This is a genomic window from Streptomyces thermocarboxydus (assembly GCF_024760485.1).
Taxonomy (GTDB): Bacteria; Actinomycetota; Actinomycetes; order Streptomycetales; family Streptomycetaceae; genus Streptomyces; species Streptomyces cellulosae.
In genome coordinates, this window is record NZ_CP058273.1 from 7309830 (window position 1) to 7326180 (window position 16351).

Genomic DNA, 16351 nt, shown 5'->3' on the forward strand with positions numbered 1-16351 from the left:
CTTGTCACCCCAACCCCTCTCCCCGTACCAGGGATGTCTTATGAATGATTCCGCACCGGCGGCGCCTGCTCCGCCGCCCTCCCCGCGTGTCCGTACCTCGGACCGGTTCGTCGCCTACGTGTACCAGGTGTGCGCCTCCACCCAGGCCCGCGCCGCCCTGCGGCGCGGACTCGGACTGCCGGTGGAACGGTGCACCTACATGCACCGCTACCTGGTGCCCTGGCTGCGCGATCACGACGACCAGCACTACGGCGACGTCCGGCGGGCGTACTACGCGGCGGCCGCGCTGATCGCCGCACGCCCCCGCTCGGCCCGCGACACCACACCCGACCAAGACACACCCATGTCCTGGTACGAGCGGCCCAACCTGGGCGCCTCACTCGGCCAAGCCGTCGCCAAGGGCGTGTTGAAGGAGAACTCCGCCGAAAGCGCTCTTCACCTGATGGCCCGCCAGAGCAGCGACGCCATCCACCCGGGCCTGCCCGCCCTCGTCCGCCAGCTCCTGTCCGGCGGCATCCCCATCGACTGGGCGGTCCTCCTGGAGGACCTCGCCTGGTGGAACCGCAGCCGCGACCGCATCGCCACCCGCTGGCTGGAGAGCTACTTCCGCACCGCCAGCACCACCAACCCCGCTCTTGCTGATTCTGCCGAGGAGAACGACCGATGACCATCTACCTGGACCTGAGCGCCCTGCAGTCGGTGCCCGCCGCCAACCTCAACCGCGACGACCTCGGCTCCCCCAAGCAAGTGCGCTACGGCAACGCCCCCCGCATCCGCGTCTCCAGCCAGTCCTGGAAGCGGGCCATCCGGCTCGGCGTCGAACGCGACCTCGGCGAGAAGGCCGCCCGCACCCGCCTGGTGCCGGCGAAGGTCCAGCACGCCCTCGAGAGCGCCGGCTGGCCCACCGAACTGGCCGCGTTCGCCGGAGCACAGGTCGCCGCGAGCGCCGGGAAGAAGGGCATCGGCACAGAATCGGCCGGCCACACCTCGGTGCTGCTGTTCCTGCCGGAGGCGGCCATCGACGAACTGGCCGCCGTGTGCACCGAACACCGCCAGGACCTGGAGGCGGCCCAGGGCAAGAAGAAGCCCGGCCAGGTACTGCCGCCCCAACAGATCGAGACGATCCTCAAGCGCCGCACCGCCTCCATCAGCCTGCTGGGCCGCATGCTCGCCGAACTCCCGGACGCCAACGTGGACGGAGCAGCCCAGATCGCCCACGCCTTCACCACGCACGCCGCCGAACCACAGCGTGACTACTTCACCGCCGTCGACGACTGGCTGGGCGAAGCCGAAACCGGCAGCGGCCACCTCGACACCGCCGAGTTCAGCGCCGGCGTCTTCTACCGCTACGCGACCGTCAACGTCGCCGACCTGCTGAAAAACCTGAACGGCGACACCAAGGCCGCCCGGACCGTACTCAGCTCCTTCGCCGAGCACTTCCTGCTCTCCCTGCCCCAGGCCAAGAAGAACAGCACCGCCCCACACACCGTCCCCGACCTCGCCTACCTCGCCGTGCGCGAACACCGCCCCCTCTCCCTGGCCGCAGCCTTCGAGACCCCCATCACCAGCGACCAGCAAGGCGGCTTCTCCCAGCCGTCCCGCCAGGCCCTCGACACCTACACCGGCAACCTCAACCGCCTCACCGGCAACCGCAACCGCCGCTTCCACGGCCACACCGTCATCAGCCCCGAAGAAAAACACACCGGGCTCGGCACCGCCCACGACTCCTTCGACCAGCTCATCGACGCCGCCGTCGACGCCGCCGTACCCGCAGCGCAGGACCAGCCGTGAGCGGGCTCCTGCTACGCCTGGCCGGCCCCCTGCAGTCCTGGGGCGAACGATCCGCGTTCACCCCCGTGAGGGACACCGCGTCCTTCCCGACCCGCTCCGCACTGATCGGCATGTTCGCCGCGGCCGAAGGCATCAGCCGCAACGAAGCAGACCTGGACCGCTACCAGGACCTGCGGCTCACCGTGCGCGTGGACCGGCCGGGCGTCCGGCTCATCGACTACCACACCGCCGGCGGCGGTTTCCCCAAGGACCGCACCGCCGCCACCAGCCAAGGCAGCAACAAAGGTGCCGCCGTCATCACCCGCCGCCACTACCTGTCCGACGCGGTGTTCGTCGTCGCCGTCACCGCAGCCGACCAGACCATCCACCGCCTCGCCGACGCCCTGACCCGCCCACACTGGGCGCCCTACCTGGGCCGCCGCTCCTGCGTCCCCGACGAGCCGTTCCTCCTGCGCCGCCACGTCGACGACCCCGAAGAAGAACTCCGCACCCGGGTTCCGCTCAGCCGCACCGCGCCGCGCACCGAAGACCCACAAACCGGGACGATCCCCGTGGAATTCCTCCTCGAACAGCCACCACCCGCCGACCAATCCGAACCACCCGCGCCCATCGATGTCATCGACATCAACGACGTGCCGGTGAGCTTCGCCCAGCACGGCCGCAGCCACACCAGCCGCCGCCTCCACCGCACCCAGCTACCGGTGCCCCGCTCCCTCGCAGGCCCCCCACAGACCCTGATACAGCGCCTGATCGACTACGCCCACCTCGAGGAAAGCGCATGAACGACCACCCGGTGCTCGCCCGCATCCGCCTCAACCCGCACAGCCGCGACGTACAGCGTGACCTGCGCGACGCCACCCAGATGCACCGCACCGTCATGCGGATGGTCCCCGACAACCTCGGCGACGCCCCCCGACACCAGACCGGACTGCTCTACCGCCTGGAGGAGACCGATACCTCCAGCACCCTCCTCGTCCAGGCCGCCCAGCTCGACCCGGCACGCCTGCCCACCGGATACGGCCAGGCCGACGTCAAAAGCCTCACCCCGATGTTCACCGCACTACGCAAAGGACTCGGCGTCCGCTACCGCATCGTCCTCAACCCCGCCAAACGAGAACGGCTCTCCCTCCAAGAGAAAGGCAAGCGAGGACGCATCATGCCGCTCTCCGGCCCTGACGCCGACCACTGGTGGCTCCGCCGGGCCACCGAAGCCGGTCTCGACCTCCACGTCCTGACTCCCACCACCATGGAACCCGCCCGCCCCCGCGGCCGAGACACCCCCCGCATGCGGCACAGCCTGATCCGCTACGACGGCACCGCCACCGTCACCGACCCCACCGCCCTCACCCAAGCTGTCCTGACCGGCATCGGCCGAGGCAAACCCTACGGCGCGGGCCTGCTCAGCCTCGCCCCCGCAACCACCGCATGAGCGCGCCACGACAAGGCGGCCAGGCGCGCAGGCGTCTGGCCGCTCCCACCCTGGCTATGCTCCCGCGCGTCGCGGACTCCCTGTCCTTCCTCTACCTGGACATGGTCCGCGTGGTGCAGGACGACACCGGAGTATGCGCGCAGATCCAGGTCGACGACCACCGCACCGACCTCGTCTACCTCCCCACCGCAGCCCTGTCCTGCCTGCTGCTGGGCCCGGGCGTCTCCATCACCACCCCGGCCCTGACCACCCTCGCCCGCCACAACACCAGCGTCATCTGCGTCGGAGCCGGCGGCGTCCGCGCCTACGCCGGCATCCTGTCGGACTCCCTCACCACCCACTGGCTCGAACAGCAGGTCGCCACATGGGCCGACCCAGAACGCCGCCTCGAGGTCGCCGTCCGCATGTACCAGATGCGCTTCAAGGACGCAGACCTGCCCGAATCCGTCACCCTGGACCAGCTCCGCGGCATGGAAGGCCAGCGCATGAAGGCCTTCTACAAGATCCTCGCGCAGCAACACGGCATCGGACGCTTCCGCCGCAACTACCGCCCCGACCAATGGGACTCCCAGGACCCCGTCAACCTCGCCCTGTCCGCCGCCAACACCTGCCTCTACGGCATCGTCCACGCCGCCCTGCTCGCCCTCGGACTCTCCCCCGCCCTCGGCTACGTCCACGCCGGCACCCAGCACGCCTTCGTCTACGACATCGCCGACCTCTACAAAGCCGACACCACCCTCCCCCTCGCCTTCGCCCTTCACAACTCCGACAGCCCCGAACAACAAGCACGCCGCCGCTTCCGCGAAGACCTCCGACTCCTTCGCCTCCTGCCCCGCATCGTCCAAGACGTCCAGTCCCTGCTCACCCCGCCCCACACAGCCGCAACCAACGACGACACCGACGAGGAACACTGCGAACGACGCGACGTACGCATGGTCCACCTCTGGGACCCCAAAACCGGAGCCCTCCCCGCAGGCGTCAACTACGCCACAGGAGAAGCCTGATGTCCTCCATGGTCGTCATCGCCACCACCGCCGTCCCCGACCACCTTCGCGGTGCCCTCAGCAGATGGACCAGCGAAGTAGTACCCGGCATCTTCGTCGGTAGCGTCTCCGCCCGCGTCCGTGACGAACTGTGGAACGCCGTCACCGAAGTCGTAGGAACCGGCGCTGCCCTCCTCGTCCACCCCGCCACCACGGAACAGGATTACGCCATCCGTACCGCAGGAACCCGCCGCCGGGTCCCAGTCGACTTCGACGGCCTTACCCTGATCCGTATGACCGCCGCACCAAAGGTAAAGGAAATGCAAAGCCCCTTTTAATGTGCAGGTCAGGAAGTGGTCCTCCCCGCCGACGCGGGGGTGTTCCGTCTCCGACGAATCCATCGACCCCCTCGGAGACGGTCCTCCCCGCCGACGCGGGGGTGTTCCATATGCCCAGTCAGGCATAGGCATCGGACGATGGGTCCTCCCCGCCGACGCGGGGGTGTTCCGACGCCGACGGCGCGGCTGGCGGTGAACGGGGGGGTCCTCCCCGCCGACGCGGGGGTGTTCCGCCGACCGACGAACAGGCCGCCCGCGCCGCCGAGTCCTCCCCGCCGATGCGGGGGTGTTCCGTAGCAGCGACGGGGCGACCCGCCGCAGCAGTCGTCCTCCCCGCCGATGCGGGGGTGTTCCGTCCACGCCCACACCACCAGCGGGTTCACCCCCGTCCTCCCCGCCGATGCGGGGGTGTTCCGGATGGATCAGGCGGCGGAAGGCAGGCTCGACGGTCCTCCCCGCCGATGCGGGGGTGTTCCGTCCTCCGTCACCGCATCCGCATACAGGGAGCCGTCCTCCCTGCCGATGCGGGGGTGTTCCGCCGCTGACCGTCTCGGGGGCGGCCAAGCTGCTGTCCTCCCCGCCGATGCGGGGGTGTTCCGGTCTCCCGGCGCAAGGGCAGCAACAGCCGCCAGTCCTCCCCGCCGATGCGGGGGTGTTCCGCGCTGCGCCTCGCCGAGATGTGGGCCCGCGTCGTCCTCCCCGCCGATGCGGGGGTGTTCCGATAAGGGAGGTGACCCCGTGACGACCGTAGAGGTCCTCCCCGCCGATGCGGGGGTGTTCCGTTCGAGGCGGGCTGGAACATGGGCTCGGTCGCGTCCTCCCCGCCGATGCGGGGGTGTTCCGATGAGCGAGCAGGTGGTGAAGCATGGGGCGTAGTCCTCCCCGCCGATGCGGGGGTGTTCCGGCGTACGAGAAGCTCACGGACACCCCGATGAAGTCCTCCCCGTCGATGCGGGGGTGTTCCGCAGCGCCGCGCTGGGGGCGCTTGGCGGCGTAGGTCCTCCCCGCCGATGCGGGGGTGTTCCGCCCTGCGGAACCCCGACACCGTCGACGGTGTGGTCCTCCCCGCCGGTGCGGGGGTGTTCCGCTGCCGGTCGATGAGCCCGCCGGTGCCGCGGAGTCCTCCCTGCCGATGCGGGGGTGTTCCCCCGCTCGTGCGCGGAGCGGGTGGAGCGGGCGTGTCCTCCCCGCCGATGCGGGGGGTGTTCCGATCGGACTGCAGCACGGCGGGCCTCTCCTCGGGGGCCCGCCGTGTCCAGGGTCAGCGGGTGGCGCGGATCATCACGGTGAGTACCGGGGACGCGAGGGACGGCTGGCTCTGCCCGATGTCCTCGTACCCCCACGACCGGTAGAGCGCGTGTACCTTCCCGTCTCCGGCCGCCGGGTTGACCATGAGCGTCACGTACGGCTCGTCACGAGCGGCGAGGAACGCGTCGTGCAGTGCCTTGGCCGTCCCAGTCTTCCTCCAGGCCGGACGGACGCCGATCTCCTTGAGCGCCACGGCAGGCTGACCGGTGTATTCCTGCGACGGCTCCGGGGCGGTCCGCTGCCAGTACCGGTCACCGTGCTCAATGCGGTTGCCGTAGACGTACCCGACCGGGGCCCCCTCCGCGTACGCCAGGACGGCCACAAAACCGGGCTCGGTGCTGTGCCGGTCCAGCCGCTCCCCGAACGCGGTGACCGCGTAGTTCGGCAGGTGGAGCAGCGGGGCGCGGACCTCGGCGTAGGTGCCGAGGATGTCGCCCCGTATCGGGCCCAGGTCGGTGTGGGTACAAAGTTCGGTTGTCGGTGCGCTGGTCATGCGGCGGCCCTCCAGGCGTCGCGGGTGTGCTCAGTCCAGGCTTGCGCGGCGTCGCTCTTCGGCGCCTTCGCGCGAAGGGCTGCGCCGAACTCCTGCAGCATGCGGGACACCCGGGCATGCTGGGTAGCGGCGTCGGCGGGAACATTCATCGCGGTGGTGGTCGCAGTTTCCAGGTCATCCTGGGCGAGCTGGGCGTGTGCGAGGCGCGTCATGGTGATGGCGCGGGAGCGGCGCATGTGCGGGCGCAGGGCTGCCAGGCAGCGGTGCGCGTGGAACTCGGCGGTCGGGTAGTCGCCCAGCGCCAGGTGTGCGGACAGGGCGAGCGAGTGGAGTTCCGCCTGGTCGTAGAAGGCGAGCAGCCACACCGGCCGGTAGTCGTCGGAGTTGGCGCGCTGCATCGCTTCCTGCGCCTGGTCGAATGTGCGGCGGGTGCCGGTGCGGTCCTGGGCTGCGCCGTGGATGGCTGCCTGCCGGGCAAGGCCGAGGGAGGCGAACATCGGGTCGCGGCGTGTGATGTGGAGGTTGCGCGCTACATCGTTGGCGGCGAAGGCGTCGGCGGGGCGGCCCATGTGCCGGTACATGGCGCCGGCGTGGCTCCAGATGCGGAACTTGATGGCCTGGTCGCCGGACATCTCCGCGAGGGCCTGCGCCTCGCGCATGTGCATCTTCGCGTCGTCGTAGCGGCGGCCGTCGATCTTATCCGCCAGCGAATTAGGGTTCGTGCCACGGGGCCGGACTTCGGCCAACCCCGCCGCATCGCAGGAGGACCCCGACATGAAGCGCCGCACCCTCGTAGGTGGCCTCGCTGCTGCAGCGGATGGATGAGCCGTCGAGCCCGCCCGGCCGCCCTGTCAGTTGCTCGAGGGCCCTGTTCACCGCCTCTGCCAGGCTGTTGGAGCTGTGCCCGTGTTCAACCATCCACGCCTCAAGAGCCTCATTGCGAGTGGCGTTCATGCACGCACGGTAGCCCTTCATGCGCCGACCGTCATGTAAAGCATGGGTCAAATCGCCCTAGTGACCTGGGGGCCGACCCGCAGGCCACACCGGCGTGGACCGCGCAAAGCGCGGTCCACGCCGAGCCCGTGACCGCCGGCCCGCTCGGGTGACAGTCGCTCGAGATGGATCACCGACCGGCGCGCCCAGGCCACTTCGAGCCACGCCTCCAGAATGTCCCTCTGGGCGATCTGCTCCTGCGGCGGGACCTCGATGGCGGCCTCACCAGCGACGAGTTCGAGGTAGCGGTACTCCTCCTCGTCGACCGGCTGCGCCCTCTTCAGGAGCAGCGGTCCGGTGAGGTGGGCGCGAAGGAGTGCGGCCGCGACCGGCATCGGCGTGCCGGGCGCGAGCGGCACGCCCAGGGCGTCGGCGAGGTCCCGCTGTGCCGGGGTGAACTCGCCGCTGAGCTCACCGAGGTGTGTCGCCACCCTCTTCCAATTCGTCTCTGCCACCGGCGCCCCGTCCCTTCAGTCGGCCCGCCCTGCCCCGATCGCAGACGGCCTGTCTGGGTGAAGTGTGCCGCGCCCGTAGCCGCGTGCCGGTCTGGCCAGCACACGCCGTCGGGTCGGCCGTCCCGTAGGTCATCGCCGGCGCAGGTCGATGCCGCGCTCGGCGGCCAGGGCCAGCAGGGCGGTGACCGTCGTGCCCTCACGCAGCCGGCGACGAACCTGTCGGCGGCCGTCCTGGACGACATCGAGGGCGGCGGGCCCGATGCCGAAGGCCCCGGCACGCCCGTGCGGCCGCAGCGCCGTCCACGCCCAGGGCCCTCACGACTGCTTAACCGACCGGCCAGCGCCCCCTGGTGGGCGATGATCGTGCGGGCGGGCGCCCCGGAGGGCGCGCGCGGAACGACGGTTCACGAGCCCGAGGGCGAACTGGTGCCGATCCTCGTCGACAGCCTGGGTGAGGCCGTCGTCGCGCGCTGGACGCCCGGCGACGGCCAGCAGATCTGGTACGTGATCCCTGACGGGGTCGACTGGGATCAGGTGGTCGACTGGCTCGTCCAACGTGCCCTTCCCGAGCACGTACCGGCCGCACTGCGCCGCGTCCGCTCACGACACCATGTCGACCCCGCCCTGGAGACCCCCGCGGAGACACAAGCACGCAGCTCCCTCGAAGAGCTGGAGCGCCGCTACCTGGAGGACAAGGCCCGCCTGGAAGACGAATTGGAGCAGGCACGGCAGGAGGCCGAACCGGTGCGGGCCGGTCTGCTGTACGGCAGCGGCAGCGAGCTGGAAGACGCGGTGGCCGTCGTAGTGCGTGCCGCTGGCTTCACCGTCACCGATCTGGACGAGGAACTGGGCGATACTCTGTCCGCGGACCTGCTCGCCGTGTTGAACGGGTCCACCTGCCTGGTCGAGGTGAAGGCCGCCGCGGGGGCAGCGGGGGAGAGGCTGATCTCGCAGCTTCAACGTCATCTGGAGAAATGGCCGCAACTGCGGCCCGGTCAGCCTGTCACCTGCGCTGCCTTGATCGTCAACCACCAGCATCGCCTCGACCCCGCCCAGCGCCCCGCCGAGGTGTATCAGCGCAGGGTCGTCGACACGCTTTCGTTTCCCGTGATCGCCTCCGGCGACTTGTTCCGCTGGTGGCGCACGCAGGACTGGCCGGCCGTGCAGGCCGCCGTGCTCGGCCAGGCCGAGTCAGGAGGGGAACGGGACGAATCCCCTTCCGGTGGGCGGGAGACCCCGGTGGTCGGCCGCAGGCGGTGGCTTCCCTGGGGTAAATCGCAGAGGGCTCGGTAGACCGGGATGGCGAGCCGTCAGCCGCGGGCGGACGCACGCAACAGGCCCAGGCGTGCCGGTCAGAACTTGGCGAACCGGACATCGAGGCAGTCGCTGCACATCTGCGCTTCCGGGAGCGCGAGGACGGCCGCTCGCTGGCAAAAATCGCATACACCGTCCAGCGTATGTGCGCCCCACAGGCACACCAGAACGTGACCGTCAGGTTCGTCGGCTGTCTGGGTCGGCACGACACACGCTTCGGCCGTAGAGCACTCTGCACACGAATAGGCCGGCGGATCACCGCCCTGGGTGACAGCCTCGTAGAAGCTCCCCGCGCCGTACGCGTCCACTGCGCTTTCCACGTCGTCGTACGCCTTGCCGCACAGCAGGCAGCCGACGGGCCGCACTCCATCGTTTCCGGGTGTGACGGGCGCCGCGAAGTGACCGCAGGACAGGCAACGCAGTGTGTACTCGCTGGCAGGCCCCAGCTTCTCGCCCAGCGGGCCAAGGCGGTGGTCGACCAGCCCGCGGATCCGGCCGACCAACGGTCGGATGGTCTCCATCAGCTCCCATGCCTCTTCTGCTGCATCACTGCTGTCGTTGGGCAGCAGTTCCTCGTCGATGAACGTCAAAAGCAGGTCGAGGACCGGTATGGCGCGCGCCTCCACGGCGACGGCGGTGTCGGTGGCCCCGAAGTGCGTGAGTCGGTTGCGTAGCTTGACGAGCGCCTTGAGGGCGGCGTCCTCAGGATCGATGGGGTTGGAGACCTGCACGTCATCGCGCAGCCGCTCCAGGGCGCCCGGTGTTCCGACGCTCTTGAAGTCACCCTGGCGGTGGAGCTGCTCGTCGAACTTCTCGGGCTTCACCCAGACCAGAGCAGGGTCATGCAGCTCCAGCCGCGCCTTGAACAGGGTCTCCGCCGCGAACTGAAGGTGCAGTACCGCGTACTTCAGCGCGCGGCCTCCCGGCTCGTCGACCAGAGAACTGACCGAGCTGTGCAGGTAGTCAAGGCCATTGACGATGACCGGGAAATACATGTCATCGCGGCTGCTCATCCTGTCCTCCCGGTGGCGGCGGGCCTCGGCTCGGGCTCACTCAGCCAAGCCTGATCACCGAGACCACCGCCAGCCTACGAACTCCCAGTCCCGCGCCACAGCTCGGGTTACGCGCACAGGCCGCATCCCACAGCTCGCGGCGCGGGCCAGCGCCGAGAAGGCGGACTCGCACGGCATCAGGGGGTGACGTGCGCGCTGTCGAGCCGCCGGTGCACCATCGACAGCGTGGTGAGCAGTTCCAGCAGTTCCTCGTCGGTGACGGTGCGGTGAAGGCGCGGCTCGTGCGCGGCCGGGTTGCGGTACATGCTGCACAGGCCCTTGACCAGGTTTGCCAGTCCCTTCTGCTCATCCAGCTCGGGCCCCGTGGCGTTCGCGTTGATGGCCACCCGGGCCGTTCCCTGGCCGGGCATGAGCACCGCGTCGACCAGCCGCGCCCCGTCCAGGCCCTGGCCGGTGAGGGTTCGCAGCCGGTCGGCCACCGACTTGACCGCCTCCAGGCTGGCGTGGAAGGGGTTCTTGGCCAGGATCTCCAGGGCGCAGTAGCGCAACACCTCCGGATGCGTGGAGCGGCGGCGTAGCTCGGCTCGCAGGGAACTGGCGTGCCGTGCGGCCTGGCTCAGCGTGGAGGCCGCCGGCCCCCTGGCCACCTGCCCCTGGTCGTTGACCCGCAGCCCGACATGGACCAGGACCTCGTTGAGGTCGTCCTGCCGGCGTGAGAACGTGTGGGGCTGCTGAACGTAGCGCACCGGGGCCATCGCCTCTTTGATGAACGCGATCACGCAGTTCGACGCCCCCTGGCGCGCTTGCTGCGCCAGCAGCGCTCCGGCCAGCCGGTCCCGCTTGTTGCCGCCGTCGGCATCCGGCACCCTCACGACGGCCAGCAGTTGCCCGATCTCCCGCCCAGTCAAGCCGTGATCGGTGTCGCCGAGCACACCTGCCACCGCCGTGATGACCGTCGCCGGCCAAGGCTCGTGACGTGTTGCCATGTCCCGTCCCCTTCCCCTCGTCCCATGGCCAACCGACCAGAATGACACGGGAGTGAAGGGCAGATCCCCGCTTTCTTCTGCGTCCACGGCAGCGGCGGGTGCGGCAGAGCGGCTGCCAGCGGAGTGCCGCCCCGGTGTGACGGTCACGCCAACTCGCCGCTGTGGAACCTGCCTTGAAATAGCTGTACCGATTCGCTTTCCAGTCGTGTACTACTGGGCATCAATAGCGTTGTAGTCATCTACAGCAGTGAAGTCGAGAAGGGGAACACGTTGGTCTACGACATTCGTCCGCTCGCCAACGGGCTGCGGACGGACCACCCGGTGCCCGGTCTGCCGTTCGTCGACGACTCGCACCTGCCGCTCGACGAGGGCCCCGACGCCATCGAGGCCGTCGGCCGCAACAAGGGCGAAGGGATGTGGGGCCGTTGCGACCCCTCCCGTGAGGGAGGATGGCTGGCCTTCACCACCGATCCGATCGCCCACCACCTGGGCTGGGCCGTGCGCTACCACCCCGACCACGGGCGCACCGTGCTCCTGCTGCGCGACGAGGACACCGCCAGCCTGCACACCTACTGGACGGGGGCTGCGCTGCTGTTCCGGGCCGGAGGCTACTGGTGGGATGGCGAAGCCTGGTACCGGCCCGGCCAGATCTGGGACCCGGTCACCGAGGACTACGCCCGCCACAAGGCCCGTGCCACGGCCACCGTCCACGCCGACGACATGCTCGACGGCCGCGCCCATCCGGACCGAGCGCACGTGCACAAGGTCGCCACGTTCGACCCGGCCACCGCGGCACCGGACAACTGGCTCGACGACCTGACCCTGTGGGCGCAGCACCACCAAAAGCAGGACGACCCCCTGCCGCTGGAGAAGTGCGTCGTCGACCTGGCCAGTCCCGAACTCGCAGGCGACCGGTTGCTCGGCGTGCCCGAGATGGCGGCGCTGGGCGGCATCACGGCCTCCACACTGCGGGGTTACATCTCCCGAGGCGAGAACGACGTGCCGCTGCCCCAGGCGACCGTCGGCGGACGGTCCCAGTGGTCACGCCCGGTCGCCGAGGACTGGGTCGAGGCCCGGCGCCGCTCCTCCGAGGGGCTGAGGGAGGCCATGTCGGCCGGTGACCGCCACCGTCTGGCCCCGGGGGCGGCTCAGATCCGCGACCGTTTCAGCGAGACCTTCTTCAGCTTCCTGTGGAAGCGCCCGGACATCCGCAAGCGGTGGGTCTTGCGGCAGCGCAACGAGCCGAGCGTGCGGGAGGTGGCTGACCAACTGGCCTTCGAGGTCGCCGACAGCCTCAGGCGGATCATCCCCACCGATGCCCTAGGGCCGACCATCCGCCATGCCGTCCTGGAGGACTTCGCCACCTCGCTGCGCGTCAGCGAACGCCGGGGCGGCCAGCTCAAGGGCTTCGACCTCATCCTGTCGGTGCCGCTGGCGAAGATGGTCAGCTGGTTCATTCAGCACTTCCCGACCTCGGCCCAGTGGTACCTCGGCGAGATCATGGGCGAGGCAGACAAGCAGCTCGGCATCCCTGCCCAGGTGACGGGCGAAGCGCTGCGGAGGTCCGCGACCACGAACGGGGAACTCGACGGGCAGGCCGCGAAGGAGTTCTTCTCCCGCCTCGTCCCGCGCGAGCCGGAGGACTGAGGTCCTCACGATCGCGAGAGGCGCCAAGCCAGCCAATCCCAGTGGCTTGGCGCCTCTCGTTTACAACTCAACGGCGGACAGGGGAGCCCCACCCGAGAGCGCGGGCCAGCCCATCGCCACGTTGACCGATACGCCCCGGGCTCGACCGCTTCAGCCAGCCGTGCTGGTGCGTAGTGCCTGGCGTATGCGGGGGTCGACGGTGCGGTCGTCGGCTATGTGGCTGAAGTGCTGGGCAGAGTCCGGGTGGTCGCGCAGGACAGCGGCGATGACGGATGCGGCCTCATTGGTCAGAGTTCGCAGCCAGGGGGTGATCTTGCCCTGGGCGTTCCACTGGTTCCACGCGCCGTCCCAGGTGCACATGGTGTGGGCAGCCTCCTCCAGCAGGTCCCAGTCAGACTGGCTGGCGGCGTAGGCACAGATGCCCTGCAGCCAGATCACGACCGCTGCGGCGTCGCCGAACTGCACGATGTGCGTGTCGTCTCCATAGACGTGCTTTGCCAGGGCGCGCAGGAGGCTGTGAGCCTGGGAGGGGTCTCGTGCGAAGGCCGGTCCGGCCTCCTTGGTGTCGAGGCGGGCGAGCACGCCGACGTGCAGTTCATAGTCCTCCGGGTGGTCGCCGACCAGGGTCAGCAGAGTGTCTGCGGCCGCAGAGTCGCCGGTGCCGGCGGCTTCGAGTAACGTCTGGGCCCTCTGGAGGGGGTCTTCGGGGATGGCCGCGTGTTCGCGGTCGACCAGGGCGAGCAGATCACCGACGCTCTGGGGGCGGCGTTCCGGATCCTGCTGGGTGGCGGCACGGACGATGGCGCGCCACGGGCCGGGAGGGGCCTGCAGAGGCAGGTTGGTCTCCGGCATCTTGCCGGTGAGGGCCCAGGCGATGACTCTGCCGATGCTGTAGATGTCGCTGGACGCCGTGGCCTCGTGGGGCGCCCTGAACAGTTCCGGGGCCGCGAAGCCCTCCGTACCGAGGAAGTGACCGGTGCGCCCCACCTTGGTGGTCTGGCCGCGCGGCCGGCGGACGATGCCCCAGTCGGCGAGCGCCCAGCGGCCGTCGAAATAGAGGATGTTCGACGGTTTGATGTCGCGGTGCAGCCAGTCGTGCTCGTGCGCGGTGGCCAGCACCGATGCTAGAGCGTCGACCAGAGCGCGCAGCTCGGCCGGGTCCCGCAGCAGCTCTTGGCGTTGGGCAGCGGTCGCGTCCGCCCAGGGCATCACGAACCACTTGTGGTCGGCGCCGAAGTCAAGAATCGGCATGGCGTGGGGATGACCGTTCAACAGCTGGCCGATCTCGATCTCCCGCCGCATGCGGGCCACTTGCCGTTCGGCCGGGTACTTGCTGTGCAGCTTCTTCAACGCCACGGTCGTGCCGAGGGTCTTGTGGGTCGCCTCGAATACGTCCGCCTGACCCCCGTCCAGGACCGGTTGGCGCGGGCAGGCGTAGTCCTTGCGCTCGCCGCGAGCGGCGCGACGGACCGCGGCGTAGTCGTCTCCGCCGAGCGGTACGGACGGTATGGGCGTGGCGGCGGCCGGGGGAGCGGTGCGGCTGGCAGGGATCCGGCGGGCCTCGTAGACCGGGTAGCCGCTGACCGTGCGGGCCTTGGCGAGCTCGTAGCCGTCGGCGGCCAGATGGCCGTTGACCAGTGCCAGCAGCCGCTGGACCTCGCCGGAGTCCGTCCGCACGGCGGGGTGGATCATCTCCGCCAGAAAGCGGAGCAGGACCTCGTCGGAGCCGTCGGAGAGTCCGAAGCGGTCGTCTCCGAAGACCCAGTTGTCGTCCCAGTCCTCAGGGTTGTTGTAGCGGTGCTGGACGATGTCGCCCTCGGCCGTGGTGAACCGCGGGTCATGGCTTTTCAGGCGGTCCAGGTCGTACAGCCTGCGCAGGAAGGTGACCTCGTCCAGGCTGCCCGACCAGCTTGCCCCGGTGCGGCGCAGCGCGTTGAACAGACGCTGCCGGGTGACCTCGGTGATGGCCGCCGACGAACCTGTGGGTATGCCGGCGCCCCGGAAGCGGCCCGCGACGGTCTCGGCGGAAACGGTCCGGAGCAGGGAGGTGACCGTCACGTTCTCGGTGCGGGCACGGGAGAAAAGGTCCAGATCGAAGGAGACGTCGTTGAGAGCCCGCAGAACGGTGCGCTGCAGATCGGCACCCAGCTCGCGCAGCCGCTCGTAGTAGGTGTCCCTCAGCCCGAGTGAGAAGAAGGCTCCGTCCAGCGTCTCGAAGCCGTCCGGCAGCGGCGTCGTGGCCGGCGCCACCATGCCGAACCTGCCGATCTTGACCCCGCCGATCTCCCTGATCTCGCCGCCTGGATCGACACAGAGCAACTGGAAGGTCGTCTTGAAGCTGTAGTCATCCCAGTTGTCACGAACCAGGAAGGCCTGCCCCGGCAGGGGAGAGACGGGCCACCCGCGGACAGGCAGGACAGCGAACTGCACGGTTCCTCCGGAAGGCACCTCGGCCTGCGGCCGGGCACGTGAGAACAGACGACGCAACCGCCCTAGCAGAAGCGGTGCTGACCGTCTTCTGCCATCGGTGGCTGACCGGTTACTAACCGGGGTGGACGGCCTGGACGCCGGTGCCGGCGTAGGCCTTGGGGGTCAGGGTGAGAAGAAACCGCCCGGCGGGGTGGGCGGCGGATGGGCGAGCGGCGTGGATGGCGTGGACAGCGGCCCAGGAGTGCCCGAAGCGCAGCAACTCGGTGGCGGTGACCGCTGCGTCAGTGTCGAACGCCTCGATCCGGATGAACCGCAGCCCTTTGATGTAGCCCAGCAGTCCGGGCCGCTCGGCGTCACCGGCCGTCAGCGACAGCACCGGCGCATACAGGTCGCCGAGCCCGCCGGAGGCCTGCACGTAGAACGCGGCGACCGCCTCGTTGAACGGATCCTTCGGGTCGTACAGAGCAGCGGCGGTCGTGTGGTCCAGGACGACCGAGATCGCCGCCACTACGCGGCCGTCTGCGAGCCGTGGTGCGCCCCGCCCAGGCGCTCCAGCAGCGCCCGGGCCTTCGCCTCGGCCTCTGGGCTGGGCGCGCTGCCGAGGGCGGAAGCGAGCTCGGCACGGGCCAGCTCGGCACGCTCAGCGTATTCAGCCTGAGTCGGAGTGCCCTGCGCAAGGTCCTCCACCAGGCTGCGAATGGTGGTGCCGTGCTCGGCCGCCAGCTGCGCCAGCCTGTCCCGCGCCGCCGCGCTCACCTTGATGCTCGTCTCGTCTGTTGCCATATTCCTCACTCTACCGCTTCCCTCTACTGCTGGTAGAGGAACGAGTGGCGGGCCCGTAGGCGCCCCTGCGCGCACGCACTGTGCGGGGTCAGGGCACGCCGTCTGCGCACACCCGGTACGCGAAATGTACGCTTGAGGTGCGGGCTCAGTGCCCGGTGGTGCTGCCTCAATGGGCCGCCTGGACCCGGCGCTGCTGAGGAAGGCCCGGGTCCGCTCGGCCTGCGCTCTCGGCAGTAAATGGTCGGGATCGCGCCACACCGGACGTCGGACCGGCGTGCTGGCCGTATGTCCGGCCCGTACCGCGAGGAAGATGGACGTAGGGCTCCCGTCCCGTGTAACCCCCGAGCCGGGACGCCTCCAGCCGCAGGTGGCCTACCTGAGTCCGGTG

The 16351-nt window shown here is 69.7% G+C and carries 16 protein-coding genes and 1 CRISPR repeat array; of the genes, 8 read left to right on the forward strand and 8 right to left on the reverse strand.

Annotation, left to right across the window (positions count from 1 at the left end):
- Window positions 1-40: 40 nt before the first annotated feature.
- The 6 genes from casB to cas2e are packed head-to-tail and all read left to right on the forward strand — an operon-like array spanning window position 41 to window position 4541.
- On the forward strand, window positions 41-667 hold the full coding sequence (gene casB / locus AY578_RS33335; RefSeq protein WP_258907013.1) for a type I-E CRISPR-associated protein Cse2/CasB: 627 nt from the start codon (window positions 41-43) through the stop codon (window positions 665-667).
- Window positions 664-1791, forward strand: a complete 1128-nt coding sequence (gene cas7e / locus AY578_RS33340) for a type I-E CRISPR-associated protein Cas7/Cse4/CasC (protein ID WP_258907018.1) — start codon at window positions 664-666, stop codon at window positions 1789-1791. Before casB ends, cas7e begins: the two co-directional genes overlap by 4 nt.
- Window positions 1788-2573, forward strand: a complete 786-nt coding sequence (gene cas5e, locus AY578_RS33345) for a type I-E CRISPR-associated protein Cas5/CasD (RefSeq protein ID WP_258907020.1) — start codon at window positions 1788-1790, stop codon at window positions 2571-2573. The genes cas7e and cas5e overlap by 4 nt, the downstream gene beginning before the upstream one ends.
- Window positions 2570-3220 (forward strand): type I-E CRISPR-associated protein Cas6/Cse3/CasE, encoded by a 651-nt coding sequence (gene cas6e, locus AY578_RS33350; protein WP_258907022.1) that lies wholly within the window; start codon window positions 2570-2572, stop codon window positions 3218-3220. Before cas5e ends, cas6e begins: the two co-directional genes overlap by 4 nt.
- Window positions 3221-3276: 56 nt before the next feature.
- A complete protein-coding gene (gene cas1e / locus AY578_RS33355; protein WP_258907024.1) occupies window positions 3277-4224 on the forward strand; it encodes a type I-E CRISPR-associated endonuclease Cas1e in 948 nt (315 codons plus the stop codon).
- Window positions 4224-4541 carry a type I-E CRISPR-associated endoribonuclease Cas2e gene (gene cas2e / locus AY578_RS33360; RefSeq protein WP_258907026.1) on the forward strand — a complete coding sequence of 106 codons (318 nt, stop codon included), beginning with the start codon at window positions 4224-4226 and terminating at the stop codon, window positions 4539-4541. Before cas1e ends, cas2e begins: the two co-directional genes overlap by 1 nt.
- A gap of 18 nt (window positions 4542-4559) precedes the next feature.
- Window positions 4560-5750: direct repeats of the CRISPR family, unit length 29 nt; unit sequence GTCCTCCCCGCCGATGCGGGGGTGTTCCG.
- A 52-nt stretch (window positions 5751-5802) separates the two neighbouring features.
- Here the strand turns inward: cas2e and AY578_RS33365 are convergent.
- The 3 genes from AY578_RS33365 to AY578_RS33380 form a co-directional block, all read right to left on the reverse strand.
- On the reverse strand, window positions 5803-6342 hold the full coding sequence (locus tag AY578_RS33365) for a GNAT family N-acetyltransferase (protein WP_258907028.1): 540 nt from the start codon (window positions 6340-6342) through the stop codon (window positions 5803-5805).
- Window positions 6339-7118 carry an NsdA family TPR-like regulatory protein gene (locus tag AY578_RS33370; protein ID WP_258907030.1) on the reverse strand — a complete coding sequence of 260 codons (780 nt, stop codon included), beginning with the start codon at window positions 7116-7118 and terminating at the stop codon, window positions 6339-6341. Before AY578_RS33370 ends, AY578_RS33365 begins: the two co-directional genes overlap by 4 nt.
- Before the next feature lie 225 nt (window positions 7119-7343).
- Window positions 7344-7790 (reverse strand): hypothetical protein, encoded by a 447-nt coding sequence (locus AY578_RS33380; protein WP_258907032.1) that lies wholly within the window; start codon window positions 7788-7790, stop codon window positions 7344-7346.
- Between the two features lie 357 nt (window positions 7791-8147).
- Here AY578_RS33380 and AY578_RS33385 point away from each other — a divergent pair, with 357 nt between their 5' ends.
- Entirely contained in the window at window positions 8148-9083 is a 936-nt protein-coding gene (locus AY578_RS33385; RefSeq protein ID WP_258907034.1) for a hypothetical protein, read from the forward strand.
- Between the two features lie 59 nt (window positions 9084-9142).
- Here AY578_RS33385 and AY578_RS33390 read toward each other — a convergent pair whose 3' ends face one another.
- Both AY578_RS33390 and AY578_RS33395 read right to left on the reverse strand, forming a co-directional pair.
- Window positions 9143-10117, reverse strand: coding sequence for a hypothetical protein (locus AY578_RS33390; RefSeq protein WP_258907036.1), 975 nt, complete (start codon window positions 10115-10117; stop codon window positions 9143-9145).
- Window positions 10118-10293: 176 nt separating this feature from the next.
- Complete coding sequence (locus tag AY578_RS33395; RefSeq protein WP_258907038.1) at window positions 10294-11103, reverse strand: TIGR02391 family protein; 810 nt, start codon at window positions 11101-11103, stop codon at window positions 10294-10296.
- Between the two features lie 270 nt (window positions 11104-11373).
- Between AY578_RS33395 and AY578_RS33400 the strand changes: the two genes are divergently transcribed.
- Complete coding sequence (locus AY578_RS33400; RefSeq protein ID WP_258907039.1) at window positions 11374-12750, forward strand: helix-turn-helix transcriptional regulator; 1377 nt, start codon at window positions 11374-11376, stop codon at window positions 12748-12750.
- Between the two features lie 150 nt (window positions 12751-12900).
- On the opposite strand, the gene AY578_RS33405 is transcribed toward AY578_RS33400, so the two are convergent.
- The 3 genes from AY578_RS33405 to AY578_RS33415 form a co-directional block, all read right to left on the reverse strand.
- Window positions 12901-15180: an AbiJ-related protein gene (locus AY578_RS33405; RefSeq protein ID WP_258907046.1), complete on the reverse strand. Its 2280-nt coding sequence runs from the start codon at window positions 15178-15180 to the stop codon at window positions 12901-12903.
- A 112-nt stretch (window positions 15181-15292) separates the two neighbouring features.
- On the reverse strand, window positions 15293-15688 hold the full coding sequence (locus tag AY578_RS33410) for a PIN domain-containing protein (protein WP_258907048.1): 396 nt from the start codon (window positions 15686-15688) through the stop codon (window positions 15293-15295).
- Complete coding sequence (locus AY578_RS33415) at window positions 15688-15963, reverse strand: hypothetical protein (RefSeq protein WP_258907050.1); 276 nt, start codon at window positions 15961-15963, stop codon at window positions 15688-15690. Before AY578_RS33415 ends, AY578_RS33410 begins: the two co-directional genes overlap by 1 nt.
- Window positions 15964-16351 lie beyond the last annotated feature (388 nt).